Source organism: Burkholderia cepacia complex sp. TUM26381 (genome assembly GCF_057439935.1).
Genome location: NZ_CM172007.1, coordinates 3166535 through 3192643, shown reverse-complemented (window position 1 = coordinate 3192643; position 26109 = coordinate 3166535). Strand labels below are relative to the sequence as shown.

27 protein-coding genes are annotated in these 26109 nt (G+C 66.8%); 15 read left to right on the top strand and 12 right to left on the bottom strand.

The features are described from left to right. Nucleotides 1-263 precede the first annotated feature (263 nt). Entirely contained in the window at nt 264-1973 is a 1710-nt protein-coding gene (leuA, locus tag ACWMMN_RS31120; protein WP_486424112.1) for a 2-isopropylmalate synthase, read from the top strand. Here leuA and ACWMMN_RS31115 read toward each other — a convergent pair. Then, nucleotides 1891-2949 carry a LysR family transcriptional regulator gene (locus ACWMMN_RS31115; protein ID WP_486423611.1) on the bottom strand — a complete coding sequence of 353 codons (1059 nt, stop codon included), beginning with the start codon at nt 2947-2949 and terminating at the stop codon, nt 1891-1893. The genes leuA and ACWMMN_RS31115 overlap by 83 nt on opposite strands. Nucleotides 2950-3051: 102 nt before the next feature. Beyond that, entirely contained in the window at nt 3052-3825 is a 774-nt protein-coding gene (locus tag ACWMMN_RS31110; protein WP_081051962.1) for an AraC family transcriptional regulator, read from the bottom strand. Between the two features lie 169 nt (nt 3826-3994). Here ACWMMN_RS31110 and ACWMMN_RS31105 point away from each other — a divergent pair, with 169 nt between their 5' ends. From ACWMMN_RS31105 to ACWMMN_RS31095, 3 genes are read left to right on the top strand one after another with little or no spacing between them, the layout of a single operon-like run. Continuing rightward, a complete protein-coding gene (locus tag ACWMMN_RS31105) occupies nt 3995-5380 on the top strand; it encodes an efflux transporter outer membrane subunit (RefSeq protein ID WP_226196159.1) in 1386 nt (461 codons plus the stop codon). A gap of 59 nt (nt 5381-5439) precedes the next feature. Continuing rightward, nucleotides 5440-6564 (top strand): HlyD family secretion protein, encoded by a 1125-nt coding sequence (locus tag ACWMMN_RS31100; protein ID WP_059237912.1) that lies wholly within the window; start codon nt 5440-5442, stop codon nt 6562-6564. Continuing rightward, nucleotides 6561-8144 (top strand): MDR family MFS transporter, encoded by a 1584-nt coding sequence (locus tag ACWMMN_RS31095; RefSeq protein ID WP_059237911.1) that lies wholly within the window; start codon nt 6561-6563, stop codon nt 8142-8144. Before ACWMMN_RS31100 ends, ACWMMN_RS31095 begins: the two co-directional genes overlap by 4 nt. 161 nt (nt 8145-8305) lie before the next feature. Here ACWMMN_RS31095 and ACWMMN_RS31090 read toward each other — a convergent pair whose 3' ends face one another. From ACWMMN_RS31090 to ACWMMN_RS31080, 3 genes are all read right to left on the bottom strand, one after another. Next, nucleotides 8306-8626, bottom strand: coding sequence for a helix-turn-helix domain-containing protein (locus tag ACWMMN_RS31090; RefSeq protein ID WP_486423610.1), 321 nt, complete (start codon nt 8624-8626; stop codon nt 8306-8308). Further along, complete coding sequence (locus ACWMMN_RS31085; protein ID WP_486423609.1) at nt 8623-8964, bottom strand: SymE family type I addiction module toxin; 342 nt, start codon at nt 8962-8964, stop codon at nt 8623-8625. The genes ACWMMN_RS31090 and ACWMMN_RS31085 overlap by 4 nt, the downstream gene beginning before the upstream one ends. Before the next feature lie 323 nt (nt 8965-9287). Continuing rightward, complete coding sequence (locus ACWMMN_RS31080; RefSeq protein WP_486423608.1) at nt 9288-9581, bottom strand: hypothetical protein; 294 nt, start codon at nt 9579-9581, stop codon at nt 9288-9290. A 312-nt stretch (nt 9582-9893) separates the two neighbouring features. Here ACWMMN_RS31080 and ACWMMN_RS31075 point away from each other — a divergent pair, with 312 nt between their 5' ends. The 4 genes from ACWMMN_RS31075 (at nt 9894) to arsH (ending at nt 12638) form a co-directional block, all read left to right on the top strand. After that, on the top strand, nt 9894-10241 hold the full coding sequence (locus ACWMMN_RS31075) for an ArsR/SmtB family transcription factor (RefSeq protein WP_174992677.1): 348 nt from the start codon (nt 9894-9896) through the stop codon (nt 10239-10241). 21 nt (nt 10242-10262) lie between these two features. Next, the gene (locus ACWMMN_RS31070; protein ID WP_059237907.1) at nt 10263-10757 is read left to right on the top strand and encodes an arsenate reductase ArsC; all 495 of its coding nucleotides are present in this window, start codon (nt 10263-10265) and stop codon (nt 10755-10757) included. A gap of 64 nt (nt 10758-10821) precedes the next feature. Beyond that, nucleotides 10822-11895, top strand: coding sequence for an ACR3 family arsenite efflux transporter (gene arsB, locus ACWMMN_RS31065; protein WP_486423607.1), 1074 nt, complete (start codon nt 10822-10824; stop codon nt 11893-11895). Between the two features lie 20 nt (nt 11896-11915). Continuing rightward, nucleotides 11916-12638 (top strand): arsenical resistance protein ArsH, encoded by a 723-nt coding sequence (gene arsH, locus ACWMMN_RS31060; RefSeq protein ID WP_340625462.1) that lies wholly within the window; start codon nt 11916-11918, stop codon nt 12636-12638. Between the two features lie 78 nt (nt 12639-12716). Here the strand turns inward: arsH and ACWMMN_RS31055 are convergent, their stop codons facing one another. Beyond that, nucleotides 12717-13316 (bottom strand): FMN-dependent NADH-azoreductase, encoded by a 600-nt coding sequence (locus ACWMMN_RS31055; protein ID WP_059237905.1) that lies wholly within the window; start codon nt 13314-13316, stop codon nt 12717-12719. Between the two features lie 112 nt (nt 13317-13428). Here ACWMMN_RS31055 and ACWMMN_RS31050 point away from each other — a divergent pair, with 112 nt between their 5' ends. After that, nucleotides 13429-14346, top strand: a complete 918-nt coding sequence (locus tag ACWMMN_RS31050; RefSeq protein ID WP_486423606.1) for a LysR family transcriptional regulator — start codon at nt 13429-13431, stop codon at nt 14344-14346. Nucleotides 14347-14385: 39 nt separating this feature from the next. Here the strand turns inward: ACWMMN_RS31050 and ACWMMN_RS31045 are convergent, their stop codons facing one another. The 3 genes from ACWMMN_RS31045 to ACWMMN_RS31035 form a co-directional block, all read right to left on the bottom strand. After that, the gene (locus ACWMMN_RS31045) at nt 14386-15195 is read right to left on the bottom strand and encodes a TlpA family protein disulfide reductase (protein WP_059237903.1); all 810 of its coding nucleotides are present in this window, start codon (nt 15193-15195) and stop codon (nt 14386-14388) included. 567 nt (nt 15196-15762) lie between these two features. Beyond that, nucleotides 15763-16353 carry a DUF4410 domain-containing protein gene (locus ACWMMN_RS31040; protein ID WP_059237902.1) on the bottom strand — a complete coding sequence of 197 codons (591 nt, stop codon included), beginning with the start codon at nt 16351-16353 and terminating at the stop codon, nt 15763-15765. A gap of 221 nt (nt 16354-16574) precedes the next feature. Continuing rightward, nucleotides 16575-17576: a hypothetical protein gene (locus ACWMMN_RS31035; RefSeq protein ID WP_256086909.1), complete on the bottom strand. Its 1002-nt coding sequence runs from the start codon at nt 17574-17576 to the stop codon at nt 16575-16577. 190 nt (nt 17577-17766) lie between these two features. Between ACWMMN_RS31035 and ACWMMN_RS31030 the strand changes: the two genes are divergently transcribed. Continuing rightward, entirely contained in the window at nt 17767-18492 is a 726-nt protein-coding gene (locus ACWMMN_RS31030) for a class I SAM-dependent methyltransferase (RefSeq protein ID WP_059237900.1), read from the top strand. Between the two features lie 18 nt (nt 18493-18510). Here ACWMMN_RS31030 and ACWMMN_RS31025 read toward each other — a convergent pair whose 3' ends face one another. Together ACWMMN_RS31025 and ACWMMN_RS31020 are read right to left on the bottom strand one after the other, a co-directional pair. After that, nucleotides 18511-18987, bottom strand: a complete 477-nt coding sequence (locus tag ACWMMN_RS31025) for a GNAT family N-acetyltransferase (protein ID WP_486423605.1) — start codon at nt 18985-18987, stop codon at nt 18511-18513. 297 nt (nt 18988-19284) lie between these two features. Then, nucleotides 19285-20322, bottom strand: coding sequence for an aldo/keto reductase (locus ACWMMN_RS31020; RefSeq protein ID WP_059237898.1), 1038 nt, complete (start codon nt 20320-20322; stop codon nt 19285-19287). Nucleotides 20323-20449: 127 nt separating this feature from the next. Here ACWMMN_RS31020 and ACWMMN_RS31015 point away from each other — a divergent pair, with 127 nt between their 5' ends. From ACWMMN_RS31015 to ACWMMN_RS31005, 3 genes are all read left to right on the top strand, one after another. Next, nucleotides 20450-21337, top strand: coding sequence for a LysR family transcriptional regulator (locus tag ACWMMN_RS31015; protein ID WP_486423604.1), 888 nt, complete (start codon nt 20450-20452; stop codon nt 21335-21337). A 127-nt stretch (nt 21338-21464) separates the two neighbouring features. Continuing rightward, complete coding sequence (locus tag ACWMMN_RS31010) at nt 21465-21764, top strand: ArsR/SmtB family transcription factor (protein WP_059237896.1); 300 nt, start codon at nt 21465-21467, stop codon at nt 21762-21764. Nucleotides 21765-21784: 20 nt separating this feature from the next. Next, nucleotides 21785-23137, top strand: a complete 1353-nt coding sequence (locus tag ACWMMN_RS31005; protein ID WP_486423603.1) for a pyridoxal phosphate-dependent decarboxylase family protein — start codon at nt 21785-21787, stop codon at nt 23135-23137. Nucleotides 23138-23140: 3 nt separating this feature from the next. On the opposite strand, the gene ACWMMN_RS31000 is transcribed toward ACWMMN_RS31005, so the two are convergent. Continuing rightward, nucleotides 23141-24058, bottom strand: coding sequence for a LysR family transcriptional regulator (locus tag ACWMMN_RS31000; protein WP_059237894.1), 918 nt, complete (start codon nt 24056-24058; stop codon nt 23141-23143). A gap of 144 nt (nt 24059-24202) precedes the next feature. On the opposite strand from ACWMMN_RS31000, the gene ACWMMN_RS30995 reads away from it, so the two are divergent. After that, nucleotides 24203-25426, top strand: coding sequence for a Zn-dependent hydrolase (locus tag ACWMMN_RS30995; RefSeq protein WP_059237893.1), 1224 nt, complete (start codon nt 24203-24205; stop codon nt 25424-25426). Nucleotides 25427-25543: 117 nt separating this feature from the next. Further along, a complete protein-coding gene (locus ACWMMN_RS30990) occupies nt 25544-26011 on the top strand; it encodes a cupin domain-containing protein (RefSeq protein ID WP_486424111.1) in 468 nt (155 codons plus the stop codon). Nucleotides 26012-26109: the final 98 nt, after the last annotated feature.

Here is a 26109-nt window from a genome sequence, read left to right as displayed (position 1 = left end):
TTCCATCTGCTTCTTTCCTGAAGCGCCAGATTTCCCCCGTATCGCCGACCTGGCCCCGGTTATCGACCGGCGCCTGAGTTCGTCTTTTTTCCGTATCGCTCCGCTCCGTCCCGGTCGCTCAACCGCCAAGGCTGTCGTTCGCCGTACCGCTTTGCCGTTGTGCCGTTTCATCGCTGTCACCGCTGCGCGCGCAGCCGGCCACTCCCGCCGATGGCCGCCGCGACGCGGTTTCCCGACAAACCGACCGAGGACCGAACACCATGATGCTGAAGAACCCCGCGACGAAGTACCGCCCGTTTACGCCCGTCAACTTGCCGAACCGCACGTGGCCGTCGCGCACGATCACGCAGGCGCCGATCTGGATGAGCACCGACCTGCGCGACGGCAACCAGGCGCTGTTCGAGCCGATGGACGCCGCGCGCAAGATGCGGATGTTCAAGACGCTGGTTGCGATCGGTTTCAAGGAGATCGAGGTCGCGTTTCCGTCCGCGTCGGAGACCGATTTCAACTTCGTGCGTGAATTGATCGAAGGCGGCCACATCCCCGACGACGTGACGATCGAGGTGCTGACGCAGGCGCGCGACGACCTGATCGAGCGGACCTTCGCATCGCTGCGCGGCGCGAAGCGCGCGATCGTGCACCTGTACAACGCAACGGCGCCGGAATTCCGCAAGATCGTGTTCGGCCTCGAGCGCGACGGCGTGAAGCAGCTCGCAGTGAACGCGGCGCGCACGATCAAGCGCTTCGCCGACGCGGCGACCGATACGCAGTTCACGCTGCAATACAGCCCCGAAACCTTCACGGCGACCGAGCTCGATTTCGCGAAGGAAGTCTGCGACGCCGTGTTCGACGTGTGGCAGCCGACGCCCGAACGCAAGTCGATCGTGAACCTGCCGGCGACCGTCGAAGTCGGCACACCGAACTTCTACGCGGACCAGATCGAGTGGATGCACCGGAACCTTGCGCGTCGCGATTCGCTGATCCTGTCCGTGCATCCGCACAACGATCGCGGCACCGCGGTTGCGGCGGCCGAGCTCGCGGTGATGGCCGGCGCGGACCGCATCGAAGGCTGCCTGTTCGGCAACGGCGAACGCACGGGTAACGTCGATCTCGTTACGCTCGCGCTGAACCTGTACACGCAGGGCGTCGATCCGGGCCTCGATTTCTCGCAGATCAACGAAGTCGCGCGCACGTCCGAGGCGTGCACGCAGTTGCCGATCCACCCGCGTCATCCGTATGTCGGTGACCTCGTGTTCACCGCGTTCTCCGGTTCGCACCAGGACGCGATCAAGAAGGGCTTCGCGGTGCAGCGTGCCGACGCCGTATGGGAAATGCCGTACCTGCCGATCGATCCGAGCGATCTCGGCCGCACCTACGATTCGATCATTCGCGTGAACAGCCAGTCGGGCAAGGGCGGCATCGCGTACCTGCTCGAACAGGGTTACGGCGTCGCGTTGCCGCGCCGCATGCAGGTCGATTTCAGCGCAGCCGTGCAGCGCCTGACCGACGACAGCGGGCAAGAGGTGACGAGTGTGCAGATCTGGTCGCTGTTCCAGCAGGAGTACGTCGAAGGCGATGCGCCGCTGCGCTATGTCGGCCACGAGCTGACCGAACGCGACGGCCGCGAGTCGATCGTGCTGACCGTCGACGTGCACGGCGAGCGCCGCGTGCTGCGCGGCGAAGGCAACGGCCCGCTCGACGCACTGATGCATGCGCTCCACACGCCGTTGCGGATCCAGCATTACGAGGAACGCGCGCTGTCGCAGGGCGCCGACGCGAAGGCGATCGCGATCGCCGAGCTGGCCGGTTCCGGCGTGCGCGGCAGCGCATTCGGTGTCGGCGTCGACGCGAACCTGACGACCGCGTCGATTCGTGCGGTGATCAGCGGCGTCAACCGCGCGTATGCCCGTGCGGACGAGGCCGTGCAGGCGACGTTTTTTGGCGCACGGGCCGCGGTGAAGGCCGTCGCGTAAGCGGAGCCGGGGTGGCCGCGCCGGGGTGCTCCGGCGCGGCGGCCTCGCCGGTCGCTGTGTCGCTGCTGCTGCACGATCCGGCAAGCGAGTCGTGCAGCGCTTTCTTCATGAAGTTCACCCACGCGCGCGTTTTCGCATCGAGAAGCTGGCGCGACGGATACGCCAGAAACACCCTCACGTCGTCCGCGCGATAGTCGGGCAGCACGCGCAGCAGCGCACCCGAACGCAGCGCGTCATCCACGACGAAATCCGGCAGCAGGCCGACGCCCGCCCCTTCCGTTACCGCGATCGCCAGCGAAGCCGCGATATCGGTCGTCATGGCCGGTTCGAACGCGATCGTCTCCGAAGCAGTGCCGTTCGTCAGCGTCCATTCGCGCGCCGGGTACGCGGGCGCGACCAGTTGCACGCAGCGATGCCGTGCGAGGGCGCGCGGCGAGTCAGGCATCCCGTAGCGTGCGACATACGCGGGCGAGGCGCACAGCACGCTGCGGATCCTGCCGACGTCGATCGCGACCTGGTCGGAACTCGGCAGGCTCGGCATCGCGATCACCGCGACGTCGTAGCTGCCGCGGATCAGGTCCGGCACCTGCGGCGCGAGCGTCAGGTCGACGCTGACGTCCGGATAGCGCGCCTGGAACCGCGCAACGAGCGGAATCACGAAGCGGTTTGCGATGCTCGCGCTGCAGTGCGCGCGCAGCCGGCCGTGCGGATGCCGTTGCGCGCCGCGGGCCTCGCGTTCGCTCGCGGCGACGGCGAGCGTGATGTCGCGTGCGCGCGCGAGGTAGCGTTCGCCGGCTTCGGTCAGGCACATCGAGCGCGTCGTGCGGTTCAGCAGCCGGATGCCGAGATGCGTTTCGAGTGCCGCGATCGTGCGGCTCACGTACGCGGTCGTGAGGTCGAGCCGCTTGCCGGTCTCGGTGAAGGTCCCCGCGTCGGCGAGTGTGACGAAGACCTGCATGCTTTGAATCAGATCCATCGGCGTGGCGCGTGTGTGGTGCGATGCCGCTACTGTAGCGAGCGGCCCGGCGCGCCGCGCGCGCCCGCCAGCGATCGATCGTCGCGAAACGGACAGTCCGGCTCAGCGCCGCCGGAAGTATTCGCTCGGCGGGACGCCGAGTGCCTTGCGGAACATCGCCGCGAATGCGCTCGGGCTGTCGTAGCCGTGTTCGAGTGCGAGTTCGAGGATCGGCGTGCCGGCCGCGAGGCGCGGCAGGCTCAGCAGCAGCCGCGCATGGCGGCACCACGCGCCGTGCGTCATCCCCGTTTCGCGCTTGAACGTGCGCGCGAGCGTGCGCTCGTTCATGTGCGCGTCGCGCGCCCACGACTGCAGCGTGACGGCCGTCGCTGGGTCGCTGATCAGCTGCGTACACAGCGCAGCGAGCGCCGGATGGCGCGGCATCGGCACATGCAGCGACAGCAGCGGCGCGATCTCGATTTCATCGAGGATCAGTGCGAGCACGCGGCCCGCGCGATGCGCGAGGTCGTAGTCGGCCGGCAGTTCGCATGCGGTCACGATCAGCTCGCGCAGCAGCGTGCCGACCTCGATCACGCGGCATTCGCGCGGCAGGCTCGGCCGCACTTCCTGCGCAACGAACACCGTGCGCATCTGCACGTCACCGGCCATGCGGATCTCGTGCCGCGTGCCGCCCGGCACCCAGACCGCGCGGCCCGTCGGCACGACCCAGCTGCCGGCGTCCGCATGCACGAGCATCACGCCGGAAATCGCGTGAATCAGCTGGCCATGCCGATGCGAATGCGGCGGATAGGCGATGCCGGCCGCTGCGTCCGACGCGACGGCGGCAATCTGCTTGTGCTTGTCCTTGCGCTCGAGCGCGCTGAAGAATTGATCCACGTGTCCTTTTCTCGACGACGAATGCGCTTTACGCGCGAGATCGACCGACCGGGTCGAAATTACCATAGGCCCATCGTTTTTGTTCGATTGCCATTGCACGATGCGCGCCTCGTTATTGCCTCCGGTTTTTCTTCGTTCGTCCGTTGCTGTTGTGTTGCTGAGCGCGGCGATGCTCACCGCGTGTTCGGTCGGTGCGCCGTACCGGCCGCCCGCACCCGATGCGGCGCGCATCGGACCGTTCGACGCGGTGTCCGACGTGCCGGTCGCGGCCGCCGGCGAACCGCCCGCGCGCTGGTGGCGGCTCTACGACGATCCCGTGCTCGACGGCCTCGTGCGCGACGCGCTCGCGCAGAACCGCGATCTCGCGGCCGCCGCCGCGCGGGTCGAGCGTGCGCGTGCGGTGTTCGACGAGGCCGGCGCCGCGCGGCTGCCCGACACGACGGCCGGGTTCGGCGTCGACTACGGCAAACACGCGCCCGACCAGATCGTCGCGGCGGCCAAGGGCACCGATGCGCATACGCGCGGGGGCTTCGCGCCGTCGTTCTCGCTGTCGTGGGAAGTCGATCTGTGGGGCCGCGTGCGCCATCTGGTCGACGCTGCGCGCGCCGATGCCGATGCCGTGCAGGCCGCATCCGATGCGATGCGCGTCGTGGTGGCTGCCGAAACGACGGCCGCCTATGCGCAGGTGTGCGCATACGGCGAGCGGATCGACGTGGCCCAACAATCGGTCGGGATCGCGGACCGGCTGGCCGCGCTGACGGCGAAGCAGCGCGCCCACGGGCTCGTGTCCGACCTCGAGGTGGCGCGCTCGCGCGCGTTCGCCGGCGACACGCGCGCCGATCTGCCCGCACTCGTCGGCTCGCGTCGCGCGGCGCTGTACGAACTCGCGGTGCTGACCGGGCGTGCGCCCGGCGCGTTGCCCGATGCCGCCGCGCATTGCCGCACGGCGCCGGTGCTCGCGCGGCCGTTCCCGGTCGGCGATGGCGCGTCGCTGCTGCGCCGCCGCCCCGACCTGCGCGAAAGCGAGCGCCAGCTGGCTGCCGCGAATGCGCGGATCGGCGTGGCGACGGCCGAGCTGTATCCGTCGATCTCGCTCGGCGGCTCGGTGAACTGGCTGTCGACCGGCAGCGACCCGTCGACGCTCGGCGACAAGTACGCGATCGCATGGGGTGTCGGACCGCTGATCACGTGGCGGTTTCCGAACCTGGCGGCGAGCCGCGCGCGACTCGCGCAGGCGCGCGCCGACGACACGCTCGCCCGAACTCAATTCGATGCGCAGGTGCTGCGCGCGCTGAAGGAAACCGAGCAGGCGCTCGCGCGGTACGGCGCCGCTTGGCGCCGCCGCGCCGCGCTCGAAACCGCGCGCGCCGAGCATGCGCGCGCCTATCGCCTCGCCGAGCTGAACTACGAGGCCGGCGCACTCGATTTCCTCGGCGTGCTCGATGCGCAGCGCAGCCTCGTTGCGGTCGATTCGGCGCTGGCCGAGTCGACGCAGCAGGTCTCGCTCGACCAGGTCGCCGTATTCAAGGCGCTCGGAGGCGGCTGGCAACCGTAGCCCGCCGCATTCGCTGCACCCCCGTCCGTTCTCTTGCACGCCCACTCATCATTCCGATCATGAGCACGACTGCCATACCCGAAAAAGCCAAAACCGCCCGATTCTCCCGGCGCCAACTGATTGCCGCGGGCGTCGTGCTCGCCGTCATCGCGCTTGCCGTGTCCGGCTCGCACTGGTGGACCGTCGGCCGTTTCATCGAGGGCACCGACGACGCGTATGTCCGCGCCGACGTCGTGACCGTCAGTTCGCGCGTATCGGGTTACGTCGTGCAGGTCACCGTCGACGACAACCAGCCGGTGAAGCGCGGCGACGTGCTCGTGCGGCTCGACGACCGCGACTATCGCGCGAAAGTCGACGATGCGCAGGCGGCCGTCGCGGCGGCCGATGCGACGCTGCAGGCCGAGCAGGCGGCGGCCGCGACGCTCGACGCGCAGGTCGGCCAGCAGCGCAGCCAGATCGCGCAGGCCGACGCCGACGCGGCCGCCGCACGCGCCGAAGCCGCGCGACGCGACGCCGATGCGACGCGCTACAAGCAACTGCTCGCCGAATCGGCAGCGAGCGGACAGCGCTGGGAGCAGGCGCACGCGGACGCGCTGAAGGCGCGCGCCGAGCTGGCCCGCGCGGGCGCGGCCGTGCGCGTGCAGACCGACCAGCAGACCGTGCTGCAGCGCCGTCGCGAGCAGAGCACCGCGGCGATCGCGCAGGCGCGTGCGCGGCGTGCAGCCGCCCAGGCGAAGCTGGCACTCGCACAGCTCGATCTCGACCACACGGTGATCCGTGCGACGCGCGACGGCAGTGTCGGCCAGCGCGCGGTGCGCTCGGGCCAGTACGTCGAAGTGGGGATGCCGCTGCTCGCGGTGGTACCGCTGAGCGACGTGTACGTCGTCGCGAACTTCAAGGAAACGCAGCTGGGCGCGATGCGCGACGGCCAGCCGGTCGAGATCGACGTCGACACCTATGCGGGCCGCACGCTGCACGGCCGCGTGATCGGCCTCGCGCCGGGTTCCGGCGCCCAGTTCGCGCTGCTGCCGCCCGACAATGCGACCGGCAACTTCACGAAGATCGTGCAGCGCATTCCGGTGAAGATCCGCGTCGATGTGCCGCCGGCCGGCGTCGTGCTGCGGCCCGGGATGTCGGTGATCGCGCGCGTCGACACGCGCGGCACGCAGGGGGCCGGCTCGTGACGGATACGACTGCGCAGGCTGCGCACGACGAGACCGTTTCGCTGCGCGCGTGGGTCGCGGTGCTCGGTGGCGTGTTCGGCTGCTTCATGGCAGGCATGAACGTGCACGTGACCAATGCGTCGCTGCCCGACATCCGCGGCTCGCTCGGCGCGAGCTTCGAGGAAGGCTCGTGGATCACCACCGCGTACCTGGTCGCCGAGATCGTCGTGATTCCGCTTACCGGCTGGCTCGTGCAGGTGTTTTCCGCGCGGCGCGTGCTGCTGGTCGGGGCGTCCGGCTTCCTCGCGTTTTCGCTCGCGTGCTCGGTCGCGCCGAGCATCTCGACGATGATCGCCGCGCGTGCGCTGCAGGGCGCATTCGGCGGCGTGCTGATTCCGCTGTCGTTCCAGTTGATCATCACCGAGCTGCCGCCGTCGAAGCACCCGCTCGGGATGGCGCTGTTCGCGATCGCGAACAACGTCGCGCAGGCGGCCGGGCCGTCGATCGGCGGCTGGCTGACCGACGTGTATTCGTGGCGCTGGATCTTCTACCTGCAGATTCCGCCGGCGATTGCGCTGGTCGCGGCGATCGGCTGGGCGATCCGGCCGGTGCCCGTGCAGCTTGGAATGCTCAGACGGGCCGACTGGTTCGGGATCGCGACGATGGCGGTCGGCTTGAGCGCGCTGCAGATCGTGCTGGAGGAGGGTGGGCGCAAGGACTGGTTCGCGTCGGGCCTGATCGTCGAGCTGTCGCTCGTCGCGGCGGCGGGGCTGGCCGCGTTCGTTGCGATCGAGCTGCGGTGCAAGGAGCCGTTCATCAACCTGCGCCTGCTGGGTCGCTACAACTTCGGTATCGCGAGCCTGATGCAGTTCCTGTTTGGCGCGGTCGTGTTCGGCGTGGTGTTCCTCGTGCCGAACTACTTCGCGGAACTGCACGGCTACAGCGCGCGCGACATCGGCCTCGCGATGATTCCGTACGGGCTCGTGCAGTTCGCGATGTCGTTCCTCACGCCGCCGCTGATGCGCCGCACGAGCCCGCGCACGACGATCGTGCTCGGTTTCGTGCTGGTCGCGGCCGGGTGCCTGATGAACATCCACCTCGACGCCGACGCCGCATCGAACGTGATCGTCCCGTCGCTGATCGTGCGCGGGATCGGGCAGTCGTTCGTCGTGATCGCGCTGGCCGTGATGGCCGTCGACGGGATCGAGAAGGCGCAGCTCGGCTCAGCTTCCGGCGTGTTCAACATGGTCCGCAACGTCGGCGGCGCGATCGGCATCGCGGTGATGAGCCAGCTCGTCGTCGAACGGCAGAAGCTGCACGCGATGCGCATCGGCGAGGCGGTCACGCCGTTCTCCGAAGCATTCCAGGAACGCATGGCGATGCTCGCGCGGCTGCTCGCACGCGTGCATGCCCCGCGTGTGGACGTACTGCCGGGCGGATCGATCTCCGGCGTGCACGAGCTCGCGCTCGGGCTCGTGAACCAGCGCGTGATGCGCGAGGCGCTGCTGATGGCGTACAGCGATGCGTTCCTGATTGCCGGGATCGCGATGATCGGGTGTACGGCGGCGGCGTTCGTGTTGAAGGGGAAGAGGAAGGGGTGACGGTGGAGGGGGCGCGATACCTCGTATTCGACGCCATCGCATCGTGCGATGCACTGCCCGGTTTCGGGCAGTGTCTTGTTGCGCGCACGCGAGTGCCGCGAGATGCGTACCAGCTTTCGGACGCGTGATTGACCGACCTCGAGGAAGCGCGGCGTCGGCCGTCAGACTGAAACCGTGATACCTGCCGAAGCCGAGTGTCCGGCCGGTCGCACGACGATTTCCACTTGCTGCCCAAACGCCACCAACGTGAGCATCAGTTGATCCAGCGACACGCTCCGGAGCGTGTCGCGCTGCTCCGGAGTCACCACCGGCCGGACCATTTCCGTGAGCGCGGCAGCCTCGTCGTCGCTCAGGCCGCGCGACGCGATCAGTGCATTGAGCTTCAGCACGAGCGCGGACTTGGCCGCCAATTCACCGACGTCATAGAAATCGAAATCGGCCGGCACGTCGTCGGCAGGTTGGTGCGGGGCGTTGCGATTCATCGTGCATTTCCCGTTGTCGGCGAAAGCGGTTGCTGCTGGTTTGCCGTCGCGGGACCGGGCTCGGGGAATCGTTCGCGCTCGAAAGAATCGCAGTCGCTTTCGTCGATTGGCGTGATCACCAGACGCCTGTGCGATACCTCGATTCTCAGGCGCTGCCCCGGATCGAAACCCGCTGCCTCGATCCAACGGCCGGACAGCTTCATCGATAGATACCGCTCGGGCGGCGCCATGTCGGTGAGTCGGAGGTGCGGATTGGTGCGGCGATGTTCAAACGCCGCGTGGGGCATGACGAAACGATTGGGGAACAGAACGGTTGCGCTATGATTCGCGTCAGCCATGGCTAACTCCTGCTGTGAGTCGGTTGTGGTCAGCGGCGCGTGGGTGTTCGTGCACCCGCGCGCCGCGCTCGTTTACACGACGGATTTTTGTCGGCCAGGCCATCGCATACATGACACGCTCGATGGCCATGCATCCTCGCGAAAACGCACAGCCACTGTAGCGTAGTCGCGATTGGGGCGGGTTATGGAAAGATGCGTTTTCCTAACTTTGGCCATGTGGACGATGCAGGGCGCGATCGTCTCTGCAACGATGTACATGCCGTTCATGCGCGTTCGCCGGTAGAGCCGGCAGCACGCGCGACACGCGTGAGAGCGTTGTGCTGTCAAGGTTCGGCACGTTGAGATCCGGCGTTGCCGGCACGGGGGGCGCGATGTTCGATGCGAGCTTGGTCATCGTGCAAACGAGATACGCCGATCAGTTGTGGAAACTGTGAAGAATTGTCCGTAACCGTTCGTGCCAAACCGATCGGCTCGATGCGGTCGAACCCGAGCGCCGGCCACCACGATGCGGCTGGCAGATCGAATTCGAACAGGACAACGTCGCAGCTCCGAGGGCGCCCGGCGTGGCGTGTGTCTTCGGTGCGATCGAAGCACAACGTACCGAACGGATCGGACAACGGCCCTTCGCCACCGGTGCGGACGCGAAGCAATACGACGTATGCGCCGGGCGGCCTGAATCGGGCAGTCGCGCGAGGCGCGGCGATGGCTGATTCCGATACGTCGGGCATCCCACCCCAATGTTCGGGGCGTACATCGCGCAATCCGGTTTCGAATGGATCATCGCAATCCGTTCCCGGCACGGGCAACGTCTCGGGCGGATTGCATCGAGAAGAACCGGATGCCGACAGGGCGTCGAGCCGGCGCCTCACGCGCATTGCTCGCCATCACGCCTGCTTCACATATTTCAATATTTCGACTATCATGGAAATATGGAAACGAAACAGACCGTTGCCGCGCTCGCGGCGCTCGCGCATGAATCCCGGCTTGCCGTGTTCCGCACGCTCGTGCAGGCGGGGCCGGAAGGCTTGCCGGCTGGCCAGATCGCCACGCTGCTCGATGTGCCGCCGTCGTCGCTTTCCTTCCACCTGAAAGAGCTGGCGCACGCCCAACTCGTTACCAGCCGGCAGGAAGGGCGCTTTGTGATCTATTGCGCAAACTTCGATACGATGAACGGGTTGCTCGGCTATCTCACGGAGAACTGCTGCGGCGGCAATCCATGCTCGCCCGTGTCCGTTTGTTCGCCGGCCGGTGGAACGGCTCGCGCCCGTCAACCGTGAAGCGCACGCGCGCCCCCATTCATGACGACCAACGTACTGATCCTCTGCACCCATAACTCGGCACGAAGCGTGTTGTCGGAAGGGATGCTGAACCATTGGGCCGCGAAGCTCGGCAAGGACGTGCGGGCGTACAGCGCCGGCAGTGCGCCGAGCGGGCGACTCAATCCGTTCGCGCTGGAGGCGTTGACGAACGCGGGTGTCGACGTCGACGGCTACCGCAGCAAGAGCTGGGACGAATTCGTCGGCGACGGCGCGCCTGAAATGCGCATCGTCATCACGGTGTGCGATGGCGCGGCGGCGGAAACCTGCCCGTACTGGCCCGGCAGTCCCGTGAAAATCCATTGGGGCTACGCCGATCCGTCGAATGCGACAGGGGGGGACGAAGGCAAGCGCCTCGCGTTCGAGCTCACGCGTCAGGCGATCGGTTACCGGATGCTGCAGTTGCTGGCGCTGCCCGTTGATCGCATGAGCAATGCCGAACTGCAGACGGCGCTGACCGCCATCTCGCAAAACTGATCGCATGCGTGGCGGCTCGAAGCATCGAGCCGCCACGCGCGACTTCAACACCGACGCCCACGCCATGAATACCTCCAACGTCGCCCCGCCGGGCAAGGCTGTCGCGAAGCCCGCCATCAATTTCTTCGAGCGCTACCTGACCGCCTGGGTTGCGCTGTGCATCGTCGCCGGCATTGCGCTTGGCCAGGCACTGCCGGCCCTGTTCCAGCAGATCGGCCGGATGGAATATGCGCAAGTCAATTTGCCGGTCGGGCTGTTGATCTGGGTGATGATCATCCCGATGCTCGTCAAGGTCGACTTCGGTGCGTTGCACGAGGTGCGCCGGCACGTGAAAGGCATCGGCGTCACGCTCGTCGTGAACTGGCTCGTCAAGCCGTTCTCGATGGCATTCCTCGGCTGGCTGTTCATCCGCCATCTGTTTGCACCGATGCTGCCGGCGGACCAGCTCGACAGCTACATCGCCGGGTTGATCCTGCTGGCGGCCGCGCCATGCACGGCGATGGTATTCGTATGGAGCCGGCTGACGGGGGGCGATCCGCTGTTCACGCTTTCGCAGGTCGCATTGAACGACAGCATCATGGTGGTCGCGTTCGCGCCGCTGGTCGGTCTGCTGCTCGGTATGTCGGCGATCACGGTGCCTTGGGCGACGCTGCTCACGTCGGTCGTGCTGTACATCGTCATCCCGGTGATCCTCGCGCAACTCTGGCGCAGGCGTTTGCTTGCAAAGGGGCCGGCTGCCTTCGATGCCGCGATGGCGAAGATTGGCCCGTGGTCGATCGCTGCGCTGTTGGCCACGCTCGTGTTGCTGTTCGCGTTCCAGGGCGAAGCGATCCTGAAGCAGCCGCTGGTGATCGCGCTGCTCGCGGTGCCGATCCTGATTCAGGTGTTCTTCAATTCGGCATTGGCCTACTGGCTCAATCGTGCGGTCGGCGAGCAACACAACGTAGCGTGTCCGTCGGCGCTGATCGGCGCATCCAACTTCTTCGAGCTGGCCGTCGCAGCCGCGATCAGCCTGTTCGGCTTTCATTCCGGCGCGGCGCTGGCCACGGTCGTCGGCGTACTGATCGAGGTGCCGGTGATGTTGCTGGTCGTGCGCATCGTCAATCAGTCGAAGGGCTGGTACGAGTGCCGGACCTGAGAACATCGGAGAACTCACCCATGACTGACTACCTGAACGATTTGCCGCAACTCGACGGCGACCTGTTCCGCGTGCCGGACGCCGCTCGATTGCGGCCTGCGACGCCCTCGACTCATCCGCCCCGGCTCCTGCTTCTTTACGGCTCGCTGCGCGAGCGTTCGTTCAGCCGTCTGCTGGTCGAGGAAGCCGGGCGCCTGCTCACGGCGATGGGGGCCGACGTGCGCGTGTTCAATCCGAGCGGCCTGCCGCTGCCCGATGACGCACCGGACAGTCATCCGAAGGTCGTCGAGCTTCGCGAGCAGGTGATGTGGTCGGAAGGAATGGTGTGGTGTTCGCCGGAACGGCACGGCGCGATGACCGGCATCATGAAATCGCAGATCGACTGGATTCCGTTGTCGGTCGGCGCCGTGCGGCCGACGCAGGGCAAGACGCTCGCGGTGATGCAGGTGAGCGGCGGCTCGCAGTCGTTCAACGCGGTGAACCAGATGCGCGTGCTCGGGCGCTGGATGCGCATGCTGACCATCCCGAACCAGTCGTCGGTGGCGAAGGCGTTCATGGAATTCGACGAAGCGGGGCGGATGAAGCCGTCGGCGTATTTCGATCGCGTGGTGGACGTGATGGAAGAACTGGTGAAGTTCACGCTGCTGACGCGCGATGTCGGTCCCTACCTCGTCGATCGGTACAGCGAACGCAAAGAGACTGCGGAGGCGCTGTCGCTGCGGGTCAATCAGCGCAGCATCTGACCTTTCTCGACGTCGATCGATGCGTGACGCTGCGTCACGCGTACCCGCGCTGCACATACGTGGCAGGCACGCGTCGACTTACGCGAGCAGCGCTTCCATCCGCTGGCGCGCATGCTCCAGCCCGGCATTGAAGCCGTGCGGCTTCATGTCGAGCCCTTCGGCATAGACGAATTCCACTTCATTGATACCCATCAGGCCGAGCACGGCGCGCAGGTATGGCGTGACGGCATCCGTCGCCTGGCCGACGTGCACGCCGCCGCGCGCGCTGAATACGATCGCGCTGACGCCTTCGACGAGGCCCATCGGATAGGTCTCCGTGTAGCGGAACGTCACGCGTGCACGCGCGACGAGGTCGAACCAGTTCTTCAACTGCGTCGGCACGTTGTGGTTGTACATCGGCGCGCCGATCAGCAGCAGGTCGCTGCTCTTGAGTTCGGCGATCAGCTTGTCGGACAACGCGATCGCCTGTTGCGCGCGTTCGCTGGGATTCTCCGCGCCGCGCAGTGCGTGAAACAGCTCGCTGTCGAGTATCGGCAGGTCGTCGCCGACGAGGTCACGCACGCTTACTTCATCCGTGTGGCCGTTGGCCTGGCGCTGCGCGAGGAACGTGTCGATCAGCGTACCGGTTTGCGACTGGCTGCCGTTGATGCTGGATTTGAGGGCGAGGATCCGGGCCATGGGGGCGTGCTCCATTGCGAATGTTGAGGACTGGAATCGATCCTATCATTCACTTTTTATCGCCAAAAGCGATAAGATCGACGCATTGTGTAGCGTAATTGTCCTCAATTGCATGCGAAACAACCTGAAAGGCATCGACGTGTTCGTCGCCGCGGTGGAAGCGAGCAGCTTCGTGCAGGCGGCCGAGAAGCTGCACATCACGCGTTCGGCGGTCGGCAAGAGCATCGCGCGCCTCGAGGAGCGGCTGGGTGTCGTGCTGTTTCAGCGCACGACGCGCAGCCAGAGCCTGACCGACGAAGGGGCGCTGTTCTACGAGCATTGCCTACGCGCGATGGACGAGATCCAGGCCGGCGAGGCACTGCTCGAAACCGGCAAATGGCAGATGAAAGGGCGGCTGCGCGTGTCGATGCCGACGCTGTTCGGTCATCTGTGCCTCGCGCCGATCCTGATCGAACTGGCGAAGGCGCACCCCGATCTCGATCTGGACCTGTCGTTCAGCGACCGGTCTGTCGATCTCGTCGAAGAGCGTTTCGATCTCGCGGTGCGCATCGGCACGTTGCCGAACAGCAGCGGGCTGGTCGCGCGTCCGCTCGGCGAGCACCGGATGGCGTTCTGCGCATCTCCGGCTTACCTGAGCCGTTACGGCGAACCGCGAACCCATGAAGCACTGGAACAGCACAAGGCGCTGGCCTACACGCGCTTTGGCCAGGTGCATCGCTGGCCCGTCATCGTCGACGGTCAGCGCGTGGAACTGCAGCCCGCTGTTCGGCTGCTGTCGGACGACCTGCGCGCGTTGATGGATGCCGCGCTGGCCGATCTCGGCGTGGCGTGGCTGCCGTACTGGCTGGCGCGCGATGCGTTGCACAGCGGCGCGTTGCGCGAGTTGCTGGCCGATCGGCCGGGCGTGATCTATCCGATCCAGGCGGTATGGCCTTACACGCTGCATCTCCCGCTGAAAGTCCGCGCAGCGGTCGATGCGCTGCTGGTGCACTTGCCTGCCCGGCTGGCGGTAGTCGAAGGGCGGATGTGATGAGGCGGCATCGCGCCGCCTCCCGTCCGCCGGCGCGCGTTACTGCCCGAAGCGTTGCGCGACGGCGTCCTTCAGTCGCGCGGCGGTCAGCTCGCCCATGTGCGACTCGACGAGGTCGCCTTTCGCATTGAAGAACAGCGTCGTCGGCAGCCCGCGCGACCCGTACGCATGCATCGTGTGCAGCGACGGGTCGAGCAGCACGTGATCGAAGCGCAGGCCCTTTTGTTCGAGGAACGCGCGCACGACCTGTGCATTTTCGCCCTGGTTGAGCATCAGCACGGTGATGCCCGGATGGTCGCGCTGTGCCTGTTCGAGAATCGGCATCTCGCGCTGGCACGGCGGGCACCATGTCGCCCACAGGTTCACGACGACCGGCTTGCCGACGAAGCTTGCCGGCAGCACGGGCGTTGCATCGAGCGCCTGGAGTTCCATTGCGGCCAGCGGCGGCGCGCTCTGCTGCAGTGTCGCCAGCGTGCCTTGCGCGATACCCCACGCACCGAGGCCCGCGACGATGCCGGCCAGTACCGGCCGCCGCAGCGCGGGCAAGCGGCGCAGGCGCCAGCCCGCGAACACCAGGGCGGCCGCCAGACCGATGCGCCAGTCGAAGCCGCCGTCGCCGAGCGCGACGATCGAGCGCGGCGATGCCGCATAGTCGCTCCACCACTGCGCGATATAGCCGACGCGCGCGGCGACCAGCCCGAGCAGCAGCACGTCGAGGATCAGGCTCGATGCCGTCTTGTGATGTCCGTCAGGCGGGCGGCGCTGGATGACACGCGCGACGAGCCACGCCAGCAGCGCGGCGGCAGCGACCGCGACGACGCGGATCGAGAAGGGACCGAGGCTCAGCATGAAAGGGAATGGTTGGACGTGAACGAGCGGGGCAGGAGAGGGGATTGTCCGCCGCGGCGATGAAACCGTCGACGGTGATGTCGGCGATTCGACCGGTTGCCACGTATGGGGGTTCCCTTCGAGAACGTAACGGCGTATTGCGGATTCGGCGAACGCGCGTGGATCAGGACTGCGTGATGTTCATGTGGATGGGCAGCGAATCAGACCGACCTGATGGCCAGCGGCATTTCGCTCATCAACAAGATGCATGCCGGTGAGATGTGGTGTCACCCGGTATCCCGAACCGGGAACGTTCTTTGACGGCCGCTCCTCTCGCGAGCGGCCGCTTTTTTATCGTCGTGCGAGCGGGGGTGAATGCCTAGTGGCGGCCGGTGGGCGCGGCCGCGCGCCGATGCCAGTCGGCCGGACCAACGGAACAGGAATGCTGCCAGATGCGAGCGCGGGGCATTCACTCGCGCATCGCATGATGTTGGTTGTCGACCGGCGAGGCTGCTCGTTGGCGGCGGCATGGGGTCTGCCGCCATGGCCCGACGGGCCGCGCATCCGCGTTCCGTCGGGCATCGGGCCTTACAGTTTCTTGGACGCTGCCGATGCGGCGGTGGCCTGCTGCGCCGCGGTCGCCGGATCGAGCGTCGCGAGCGTCTTCTCGGTGAATTTCTCGTACAGCCAGTCCATGCGGATGCTGTCGACACCGGCGATACCACCGAGCGCATACGACGCCGACACCTTGAAGTGGTCGACCGGATGATTGTCGGCATCGGCAAACGTGACGGCGCCGTCGATGTAATCGCTGCCGGCCATGAAGCCGAACATGACGGCAGAGAAACTCGACCGCACGCGAATACCGGTGACTTCGACATTCAGGTGCATCGCATCGGTTGAATCCGCCTTTGCCAGAAGCTTGCGTGCGTCCAGCGCGCTTTCGATTTTCTCCTGCAGCTTTTTGGCGTCGAACTTCAGGTTGTCTTTCAACGCCTCCTGCGCAGCATTGTCGAGCGTGACCTTGACGATCACGGGTTTCGTACCGAATTGGGTCGTCGATGCGGTCACGTCGGCCCCCGCCGGATTGCCGGCATCGCGTGTCACGCTGCTGGCGCAGCCCGACAGGAAGCCGATCGTCACCAGTGCCAGCGCGGCATGACGGAAAAGAGATTGCATGGTTTGGTCTTTTGATTGGGGTTATTTGAATTGGCTCTGTGGCCGGGCCGGAATCTAACATGACGCGATCCGATCCAGATAGTCGAATGGATCGAAATTCGATTCGGTGTTTATGCATCGTGGTGCTTAGCGCCGATGCATGGCGGCGGCACTGCGTGGTGTCGGACGACAGGTGTTGGAGACCGGCCTTTGCGGTCGCGGCGGCGACCCATTGCGTGCGATTACTGTCGGTTGGCAGATACCGCACCACCCAGCCGATACGCGGTAAAGAACTCGTACCACGGCGACCCTTCCCCGACCGGCACGCCGAGCGCCGCCGTCCGCTGCTTCAACGCGCCGAATACGTCGTTGATGCGCGCCGTCTGTCCCGCATCGTTGAACGGATAGGGCCGCGACCGGCCGGCCGCGAACGCGCCGTACGCGATGGCGAGCAGGCGTGCGTGGTCGTCGGTTGACGCGATCGCGCCGTTGATCGTCTCGGCGAAGCGCGGCCGGTCTTCGGCGCGCGATCCGGACAGGCACAGGAACACGATTGCCGACAGTTCATGCAGGTCCTTCACCCGCAGCAACGCGGGCAGCCGCGCGACGATCCGCTCGACCGGTTCTTCACGCAGCGCGTCGCCGAAGTCGAGCACGGCGGTCATCGGATTCGTGTCCGCCGTCAGGCGATCGAGCGCGGGTGGTGCGGCCGACGCGCCATCCGGCGCCGCACCCGGCGCGGACCGCAACGCAGCGGCCACCTGCTGCGTCCATTCCGGAAAGATCATCCGCACGTTGCCGAACTGCTCGCCGCCTTCCGCCGCCGGATTCCACCGATAGACGATCGTGCCGCCGCGAATGAACGGCGAATACAGGTGTTCGGGCGTTTGCGGCAGCGGCCGCCGGTTGATCGGCAGCCACGACAGCGTCAGCCAGTCATAGCGGCCCGTCGCGGGCACGGCGGGGCTCGAACTCGCGACGACCTGCCACGTGCCGCGGTTCGCATAGCGGCGGCGCGCATCGGGTACCGCGACGGTCTGGCCTTTTGCGGTGTCGAAATACGTCGTGCCGGTGACGTTCGTTCCGCTGTCCTTGGCGGGCGTGACGGTCGAGATGACCCACGATGCACCATCCGCCGAATGGTAGTCGGACGGTTTCAGCGTCGCCACGTCGTGCACCATGCGTGTTTCCGCCGCGACAGGGCTCGGGGGGAGGTTGGCTTGAGCGGCCAGGATGCTCGGCATGGACTTTCCTCGGAATCGGGTGCGCATCGTCGAGGGGGCGATACGCGGCGGCGCGGGTTGTTTCTCGTAACTGTAGGACGTTGCGGCCGGAAACGGAAACCGGCCCAATGCCGTAGCCGGCCCACGCCGTTCGCCGCTTCGGCTTACCATCCGCATCCTGGGCAACGACGAATACCGGGCGGAAGCGGACATGACCGACACGAAAGCCATTACCGAACACTGGATGCAGGTCGCCGACCAATGGATTGGCTGGGCCGGCAAGCCGGGGCACGATGCGTTCTGGAAATACCGTGCGGGGCTTGCGGCCTACATTGGCCGCGGCACCGGCCTCGCGCTGGAGATCGGTTGCGGCGAAGGCCGCGTGAGCCGCGAGCTGAAGGCGCTCGGCTACGACGTGACCGCGAGCGACGCGGTGCCCGCGATGCTCGACGCGGCACGCCACGCCGATTCCGCGCATCGCTATCAACTGGCCGACGCGGCGGCGCTGCCGTTCGACGCGGCCAGCTTCGATCTCGTGATGGCGTACAACGTGCTGATGGATCTCGACGACATGCAGCGCGCGTTGAACGAGGCGCGCCGCGTATTGAAGCCGGACGGGACGCTGTTCATCTCGCTCGTGCATCCGTTCCGCGATCGCGGCGGCTTCGCGGGGCCGCAACCCGATGCGCCGTTCGTGCTGAAGGGCAGCTATTTCGGGCGCGAGCATTTCGACGGCGTGGAAACGCGCGACGGGCTGTCGATGCATTTCGCGGGGTGGTCGTTGCCGCTGCAGGCGTACATGGAAGCGCTGGAGGCGGCCGGGTTCGCGATCGCGTCGCTGCGCGAGCCGCCGCCCGATCATGCCGATACGGATCAGCTGAAGCAGTGGGCGCGCGTGCCGCTGTTTCTGTGGATCAAGGCGCGGCCGCTGGGATGAGCGCCCGGCCCGCCACGCTCAGCGCGGCAGCGCCTTCCTGTACACCACCCCGCCTGTTCGATCCGCGACTGTGTCGTAGAGCCGCCGCGCCGTGTGATTTGTCTCGTGCGTCTGCCAGTACACGCGTTCGGCGCGATGCCGGTGTGCGGCGTCGTACACGGCCTCGATCAGCGCGCGGCCGACGCCCTTGCCGCGTTCGCTGTCGAGCGTGAACAGATCCTGCAGGTAACAGGACGGCCCCGTGTGCGTCGTGCTGCGGTGGTACAGGAAATGCGCGAGTCCGACGAGCCGGCCGTCGCGTTCGGCGACGAGCGCGTGCACGGGTTCGTAGCCGTCGAAAAAGCGCGACCACGTGAGCTGCGTGACGGACAGCGGCAGCGCGGTGGTGTCGAAGCGGCCGTAAAAGCGGTTGTAGCCGTCCCACAGCGGCAGCCATTGGTCGTAGTCGTCTTCCCGGACCGTGCGTACGGTCAGGTCGGTGTCGGTAACGTTCATGTTCGCGAGCCTGTCGATGAGGGTAGGGTGCGTTGCCCATCCGGCGGGCACGTCGCAGGCCTCTACGATAGGAAGTTCGCGGCTCGACGGGTAGGCCCATGACGACCGCACTTTCTGGTGCCACCGCCAGGGACCGGGCATCCGGCCAACGCGATCGCGAAGAGCCGGCAGCGCGTTTCGGGATGCGCCGACGGCCCGACTGCAATCGTGACTCTTCCTCGAATACCGGTGTTGGGCCTTACCAGTCGCACATGGGCGAGCGGACCTCGACCGCAGCGACGGGTACGGCGCGGTTGCTTACCCGCGCATCGGCGGATTGAGCTGCGCGAACGCCGCCTGCCGGCGATACGGGAAGTACGGATAAGGCGCTTCCACCGCGCTCGCTGCGTCGAGTTTCGCGACCTGCGCATCGGTCAGCGCCCAGCCGACCGCGCCGAGGTTCTGCCGCAGCTGTTCCTCGTTGCGCGCGCCGATGATCACCGACGACACGGTCGGTCGCTGCAGCAGCCAGTTCAGCGCGATCTGCGGCACCGTCTTGCCGGTTTCTTCCGCGATCGCGTCGAGTGCATCGACCACGTCGTACAAACGTTCGTCGTCGACCGGCGGCCCGTAGCTGGCCGTTTCATGCAGGCGGCTGCCTTCGGGCAGCGGCGCATTGCGCCGGATCTTGCCGGTGAGCCGGCCCCAGCCGAGCGGGCTCCATACGAGCGCGCCGAGGCCCTGGTCGGCGCCAAGCGGCATCAGGTCCCATTCGTAGTCGCGGCCGACGAGCGAATAGTAGACCTGGTTCGCCACGTAGCGCGACCAGCCGTGCCGGTCGGCCGCCGCGAGCGACTTCATGATCTGCCAGCCGGCAAAGTTCGACACGCCGATGTAGCGCAGCTTGCCCGCGCGCACGAGATCGTCGAGCGTCGACATCACTTCCTCGACCGGTGTGCCCGCGTCGAACGCGTGCAGTTGCAGCAGGTCGATGTAGTCGGTGTCGAGGCGGCGCAGCGCGTCGTCGACGGCGCGCACGAGCCGCGCGCGCGACGTGCCTGTATCGTTCGGGCCGTCGCCGGTCGGCAGGCCCGTCTTCGTCGAGATCAGCACCTGGTCGCGGCGGCCCTTGATTGCGGCGCCGAGCACGCGCTCGGACGCACCGTCGGAATACACGTCGGCCGTGTCGAACAGGTTGACGCCGGCTTCGAGGCAGATGTCGACGAGGCGGCGCGCTTCGTCGACGCCCGTGTTGCCCCATGCGCCGAACAGCGGGCCGGTGCCACCGAAGGTGCCTGCGCCGAAGCTCAGGACGGGAACCTTGAGGCCGGAGCGGCCGAGCGTGCGGTATTCCATGTGCGCTTCCTTTCGTCGTGAGCGCGGTGCGAGGCCGCGTGTCGTTTGTCAGGCGATCACTGTACCGTTTGCGGCTTTTCCTGATAATCCTGAAGATAGCGAAAATATCCTTCGGAAGAGGCGAACAATGCTGCTCGACAACCTCGCGCTGTTCCTGCGCATCGTGGAGAAGGGCGGGCTGGCCGCGGCGGGCCGCGAGGTCGGCCTGTCGCCGGCCACGGTGTCCGAGCGGCTGACGGCGCTCGAGCGCCACTACGGCGCGGCGCTGCTCACGCGCACGACGCGCGCGATCAGCCTGACCGACGAGGGGCGCACGCTCGCTGACGGCGCACGGCGCCTGCTGGCCGAGGCCGACGAACTCGAGAGCCGCGTGCGGCTGGGCGTGCAGACGCTGTCGGGGCCCGTGCGGCTGAGCGCGCCGGCCGATCTCGGGCGCGAGCGCGTCGTGCCTGTCGTCGATGCGTTCCTGGCCGAGCATCCGGGCGTGACGGTCGACCTGCATCTCGGCGACGGTTACGTCGATCTCGTCGGGCAGGGGCTCGATTTCGCGATCCGCCGCGGCACGCTGGCCGACAGTTCGCTGCGCAGCCGTTCGCTTGGCCGGGCACGGCGCGTGGTGTGCGCGTCACCCGCGTATCTCGCCGCGCACGGCACGCCGACGCATCCGGACGATCTCGCTGCTCACGACTGCATCGTGATGCGTTTCGGGCAGGAGCTCTATGCCGAATGGCCGTTCAGCATCGATGGACAACCGAAGCGTGTGATGGTGCGCGGCCGGCGTGTGGCCAACGACGGCGCGCTCGTGCGCGCGTGGTGCGTCGCGGGGCATGGCATTGCGCTGAAGTCGCTGGTCGACGTCGAACGGGATCTGACTTCGGGTGCGCTCATCGAGATCCTTCGCGACTTCTCGCCGGGTGAAGTCGATTTGCAGATCGTCTATCCAGGTGGTGTGGCGCAGCCGCGGCGCGTGCGCGCGTTGATCGACATGCTGACGCAGGCGCTGACGGCGGCGTAACGCGTCGCCACACGTTGCAGCGACGGTCTCGCTGCGATCGCATCGCCGGCTGAAATCCCCCGCCAAACCATTTGCCCACATTTCGTCATTTAGCTAATATTCAAAACGTCAAACGAAACCGCACCCCATGGACGACGTCACCCGCATCAGCGCTTTGGCCAACGAAAGCCGTCTGGCCGTGCTGCGCTGGCTCAAGCAGCCGCGCAGGCATTTCCCGCCGCAGCCGCATGGCGACTTCGACGAGCTCGGCGTGTGCTGCACGTACATCACCGAGAAGCTCGGCATCGCGCCGGCCACGACCACGCGCCACATGCGCATCCTCGCGGATGCCGGGCTCGTGCGGGCGACCCGCGTCGGCAAGTTCACGTACTACAAGCGGATCGACGGCGCGCTGCAGCAGCTCGGCCACGATCTCTCGCAACTCTGACTCCCACCGAGGCAACCGACATGGACGAACTTGCATTGCTGGCCGACGCCGACCGGCGCGCGCACGCGTATCTGGCTGCAACCGCCGACCGGCGCGCGTTTCCCGACGCGGCCGCGCTGGCTGGCCTCGCCGCGTTCGACGAACCGTTGCCCGATACGGGCCGCCCGGCCGACGACGTGCTGCGCCTGCTCGACGAGCACGGCACGCCCGCGACGGTCGCATCGAACGGCCCGAACTACTTCGGCTTCGTGATCGGCGCGACGCTGCCGGCCGCGGCGGCCGCCGAGCGGTTGATGCTTGCGTGGGACCAGTGCGCATCGTCGTATGCGAATTCGCCGGTGGCCGCGACGCTCGAACGGCAGGCCGCGCGCTGGGTCGTCGATGCGCTCGCGTTGCCCGAAGGCAGCGCGGTCGGCTTCGGCACGAGCGCGACGGCCTGCACGCTCGTCGCGCTGGTGGCCGCGCGGCGTGCGCTGCTCGCGCGCAAGGGCTGGGATATCGATGAAGACGGCCTGATCGGTGCGCCCGAAGTGAAGGTCGTGATTTCCGCGCTCGCGCACATCACGGTGAAGAAGGCGCTGCGCGTGCTCGGCTTCGGGATGAAGCGCATCGTCGTCGCGCCGGTCGACGTACACGGCCGCATCGACCCCGCGCAGATGCCGCCGCTCGACGACATGACCATTTTCTGCGTGCAGGCCGGCGAAGTGAACACCGGTGAATTCGATCCGTTCGCGGTGCTGATTCCGCCCGCGAAGGCGGCGGGCGCATGGGTGCACGTGGACGGCGCATTCGGCCTGTGGGCGCGCGCCTCGTCGAAGCGCGCGCTGACGGACGGCATCGACGGCGCGGACAGCTGGACGACCGACGGCCACAAGTGGCTCAACACGCCGTACGACGGCGCGATGGTGATCTGCCGCGACGCAGCCGCGCTCGCGACCGCGATGAACAGCGACGCCGTCTACCTGAGCGGCGCGCAGGATGCGCAGAAGAACCTGAACCTCGAATTCTCGCGGCGTGCGCGCGGCATTCCGGTCTGGGCCGCGCTGCGTTCGCTCGGCCGCGCCGGCGTGGCGACGCTGGTCGAGCGGCATTGCGCGCAGGCGGCGCGGGTCGCGGACGGCCTGCGGGCGGCCGGCTACGACGTGCTGAACCGCGTTGTGCTGAACCAGGTGCTCGTGCGCGCCGGCACCGACGACGAAACCGCCGCGATCCTCGACGCCGCGCAGGCGTCGGGTGACGTGTGGTTCGGTGCGACCGTGTGGCAGGGGCGGCCGGCGTTCCGGATCAGCGTATCGTCGTGGCGCACGGAAGATGCGCACATCGACCGGCTCGTCGCGTTGCTGACCGAGCTGCGCGGCGTGCACGTGCGTTGAACGTCACGTATCGTCCTGATTCACGACGGTTGCAGACGCCGCCTTCAGGCATTCGATGAAATGTAGCGCGGCCGGCGTCAGCAACGCATGCCGCCGCATCACGATCGCGACCGTCAACGCGGGCATCGGCTCGGCGAGGTCCAGCGCGACGATGCCGCGCGACTTGCGTTCGACGTCGGCGAGCGGCCGTGCGAACACGCCGAGCGCATCCGTCTGCGACACGAGCCCGAGCGTCGCCGCAAACGACGGGCAGTGCACCACCCGCTTCGGCGTGTCGATGCCGAACGGCATGAAGATCGAGCGCACCAGATCGTCCCCGCCTTCGCCGTAGCGCGGCACGCACCATTGCGCATCGACGAGTTCGCGCAACGAGCGGGCGTGCGCGAGCCGATGGCGGTTTCTCGCGACGACCGCGAACGCCGTCCGGAACAACGGAATGCTGACGAATTCGTCGGGGTCCGGCAGCGCGTTCGACAGCTGATGCGTGACGATGAAGTCGAGCGAACCGTCGCGCAGCCGTGCGAGATCCGTCGCGGTCAGCGCATCGTCGACGTTCAGCGTCGCGCCGGGCAGGTCGCGCGCGAATGCCGCGAACGCGCGCGGCAGGATCGTCAACGCGACCGTCGGGCTGACCGCGATCGACACCGAGCCGGTCGTGCCCAGCCGCAATTGCTCGATTTCGTCGCGCGTGCGCTGGATCTCCTCGACGATCAGGCGCGCACGAATCGCGAACGCGCTGCCGTAGTCGGTCAGTGCGATCCCTTTCACGCTGCGCATGACGAGCGGCACGCCCAGCTCCTGTTCGAGTTCACGCACGATGCTGCTGATGGCCGGTTGCGTAACGCCGAGCGCGCGCGCCGCGCCGCGAATGGTGCGATGCTCGGCGACCGCGAGAAACGCATCGAGCTGCTTGAGCTTCATGGGTGACCGATCCGGTGACGAAGAAAGCGCGGGGTTCCGGGCGGAACGCCAGGTGACAAGAAAAAATTATCGTCTACAACGAAATCTTGGATTTTTCTTATTGGGTCGAGTGTATATGCTCGGTGCTTTTCAGGAGCGGCGACGATGATGCTCGTTAACCAGCAAAGGCTGTGGGATTCGTTGATGGAGATGGCGGCGATCGGCGCGACCGCGCACGGCGGCAGTTGCCGGCTCGCGCTGAGCGACGACGACGCGCGCGGCCGGCGCCGCTTCATCGCGTGGTGCGAGGCGGCCGGTTGCGAGATCCGCGTCGATCCGATCGGCAACGTGTTCGCGCGCCGGCCGGGCACGCAGCCCGAGCTGCCGGCCGTGATGTGCGGCAGCCATCTCGACACGCAGCCGCTCGGCGGCCGCTTCGACGGCGTCTATGGCGTGCTCGCGGGCCTCGAAGCGATCCGCACGCTGAACGAGCACGGGATCGAAACGCGGCATCCGATCGAAGTCGTCGCATGGACCAACGAAGAGGGTTCGCGCTTCACGCCGGGCATGATGGGCTCGGCCGTCTACGCAGGCTCGCTGGATCTCGACTACGCACTGGATCGCCCGTGCATGCAGACGGGCGTGCTGCTCCGCGACGAGCTCGAACGGACCGGCTTCGCCGGCCCTGCGCGCGAGCGGCAGATGCCGCAAGCGTATTTCGAAGCGCACATCGAACAAGGGCCGGTGCTGGAGCAGGCCGGCTTGCCGATCGGCGTCGTGACGGGCGTGCAGGGCATCTACGAACTCGACGTCACGGTGACCGGTTTCGAATCGCATGCGGGCACGACGCCGATGAGCGTGCGTCGCGACGCGATGGGGGCGGCGGCCGCGATGATCGCCGCGATCATCGAGCACGGCCACGCGTTCGACGCCGACGCGCGCGTGACGGTGGGCCATGTTGCGTGCCAGCCGAATTCGCCGAGCACGATACCGGGCAAGGTCCGGTTCAGCGTCGACGTGCGCCACCCGTCGCAGCCTGCATTGCAGCAGCTCGTCGCCGACATCGAAGCGATCTGCGTAGAGCGCACCGCGCTGCGCGGCGCGAGCGTGGAGGTGCAGACGATCGCCGAATACGAGCCGGTGGTGTTCGATGCCGAATGCGTCGCACGCGTGCGGCAGGCAACGGCCGCCGCCGGCTATCCGTACCTGGAGATGTGCAGCGGCGCGGGGCACGACGCGGTGAACCTGTCGTACGTCGCGCCGTCCGCGATGGTGTTCGTGCCGTGCAAGGCCGGCCTGAGCCACAACGAAGCGGAAGATGCCGATCCGGTGCACCTCGCGCAGGGCGCGTCGGTGCTGGTGAACCTGCTGGCCGATTGCGCGCGCTAGCCGTATCGCAGGGGCGGCCTGGCGTACCTCTCGAGCGTGAAAATGTCGGACAATAGCCGCTGCGCGCGCCACGTCGGCGCCGCGTTCAATAGACGCATTCACGCTTGCGAGATCCCCATGCCAACGCCCTTTCCCCGGGAACTGCTGAAGGCCGCCGATATCGAGAAGATGGAACCGGCGCGCGCGGTGCATTCGCTGAATCCCAATGCCGTTCGTCTCAAGCGACAACTCAGCGACCTGACCGGTCTGACGCAATTCGGTGTCCATCTGCTCACGCTGATGCCCGGTCACGAATCGGCCGAATATCACCGTCACCTATACGAAGAAGAATTCGTGTACGTGCTGTCCGGCACGGGCTCGGTCATGATCGGCGAACGCGCCAGTGAAATCGGACCGGGCGACTTCATCGGCTTTCCGCGCGGCGGTGAAGCGCATACGGTGCAGAACACGGGCGAAGCGCCGCTGGAGCTGCTCGTCGGCGGGCAGCGGCTCGAACACGACGTCTGCGAATACCCGCGAATCGGCAAACGGCTTTATATCGCGGGCGAGCTTGAAGACTATGTCGAGCTGCCGAAACAGCCGTAAAGACCCATCGCATCCGCGATGCCGGATTCCATATAAAAAATCGAATCAACTCTATCTTGTTTAGATAAACAAAATAAAAATTCGTAAAAATACGGGGT

Bases quoted from the DNA above. Each gene is read 5' to 3' on its own strand.
- ACWMMN_RS31010 (WP_059237896.1), top strand. From the start codon at position 21,465: ATGGACGACGTCACCCGCATCAGCGCTTTGGCCAACGAAAGCCGTCTG.
- ACWMMN_RS31015 (WP_486423604.1), top strand. From the start codon at position 20,450: ATGCTGCTCGACAACCTCGCGCTGTTCCTGCGCATCGTGGAGAAGGGC.
- ACWMMN_RS30995 (WP_059237893.1), top strand. From the start codon at position 24,203: ATGATGCTCGTTAACCAGCAAAGGCTGTGGGATTCGTTGATGGAGATG.
- ACWMMN_RS31090 (WP_486423610.1), bottom strand. From the start codon at position 8,626: ATGAATCGCAACGCCCCGCACCAACCTGCCGACGACGTGCCGGCCGAT.
- ACWMMN_RS31030 (WP_059237900.1), top strand. From the start codon at position 17,767: ATGACCGACACGAAAGCCATTACCGAACACTGGATGCAGGTCGCCGAC.
- ACWMMN_RS31085 (WP_486423609.1), bottom strand. From the start codon at position 8,964: ATGGCTGACGCGAATCATAGCGCAACCGTTCTGTTCCCCAATCGTTTC.
- ACWMMN_RS31040 (WP_059237902.1), bottom strand. From the start codon at position 16,353: ATGCAATCTCTTTTCCGTCATGCCGCGCTGGCACTGGTGACGATCGGC.
- leuA (WP_486424112.1), top strand. From the start codon at position 264: ATGCTGAAGAACCCCGCGACGAAGTACCGCCCGTTTACGCCCGTCAAC.
- ACWMMN_RS31105 (WP_226196159.1), top strand. From the start codon at position 3,995: ATGCTCACCGCGTGTTCGGTCGGTGCGCCGTACCGGCCGCCCGCACCC.
- ACWMMN_RS31070 (WP_059237907.1), top strand. From the start codon at position 10,263: ATGACGACCAACGTACTGATCCTCTGCACCCATAACTCGGCACGAAGC.
- arsB (WP_486423607.1), top strand. From the start codon at position 10,822: ATGAATACCTCCAACGTCGCCCCGCCGGGCAAGGCTGTCGCGAAGCCC.
- ACWMMN_RS31050 (WP_486423606.1), top strand. From the start codon at position 13,429: ATGCGAAACAACCTGAAAGGCATCGACGTGTTCGTCGCCGCGGTGGAA.
- ACWMMN_RS30990 (WP_486424111.1), top strand. From the start codon at position 25,544: ATGCCAACGCCCTTTCCCCGGGAACTGCTGAAGGCCGCCGATATCGAG.
- ACWMMN_RS31035 (WP_256086909.1), bottom strand. From the start codon at position 17,576: ATGCCGAGCATCCTGGCCGCTCAAGCCAACCTCCCCCCGAGCCCTGTC.
- ACWMMN_RS31045 (WP_059237903.1), bottom strand. From the start codon at position 15,195: ATGCTGAGCCTCGGTCCCTTCTCGATCCGCGTCGTCGCGGTCGCTGCC.
- ACWMMN_RS31075 (WP_174992677.1), top strand. From the start codon at position 9,894: ATGGAAACGAAACAGACCGTTGCCGCGCTCGCGGCGCTCGCGCATGAA.
- ACWMMN_RS31000 (WP_059237894.1), bottom strand. From the start codon at position 24,058: ATGAAGCTCAAGCAGCTCGATGCGTTTCTCGCGGTCGCCGAGCATCGC.
- ACWMMN_RS31055 (WP_059237905.1), bottom strand. From the start codon at position 13,316: ATGGCCCGGATCCTCGCCCTCAAATCCAGCATCAACGGCAGCCAGTCG.
- arsH (WP_340625462.1), top strand. From the start codon at position 11,916: ATGACTGACTACCTGAACGATTTGCCGCAACTCGACGGCGACCTGTTC.
- ACWMMN_RS31005 (WP_486423603.1), top strand. From the start codon at position 21,785: ATGGACGAACTTGCATTGCTGGCCGACGCCGACCGGCGCGCGCACGCG.
- ACWMMN_RS31100 (WP_059237912.1), top strand. From the start codon at position 5,440: ATGAGCACGACTGCCATACCCGAAAAAGCCAAAACCGCCCGATTCTCC.
- ACWMMN_RS31115 (WP_486423611.1), bottom strand. From the start codon at position 2,949: ATGGATCTGATTCAAAGCATGCAGGTCTTCGTCACACTCGCCGACGCG.
- ACWMMN_RS31020 (WP_059237898.1), bottom strand. From the start codon at position 20,322: ATGGAATACCGCACGCTCGGCCGCTCCGGCCTCAAGGTTCCCGTCCTG.
- ACWMMN_RS31025 (WP_486423605.1), bottom strand. From the start codon at position 18,987: ATGAACGTTACCGACACCGACCTGACCGTACGCACGGTCCGGGAAGAC.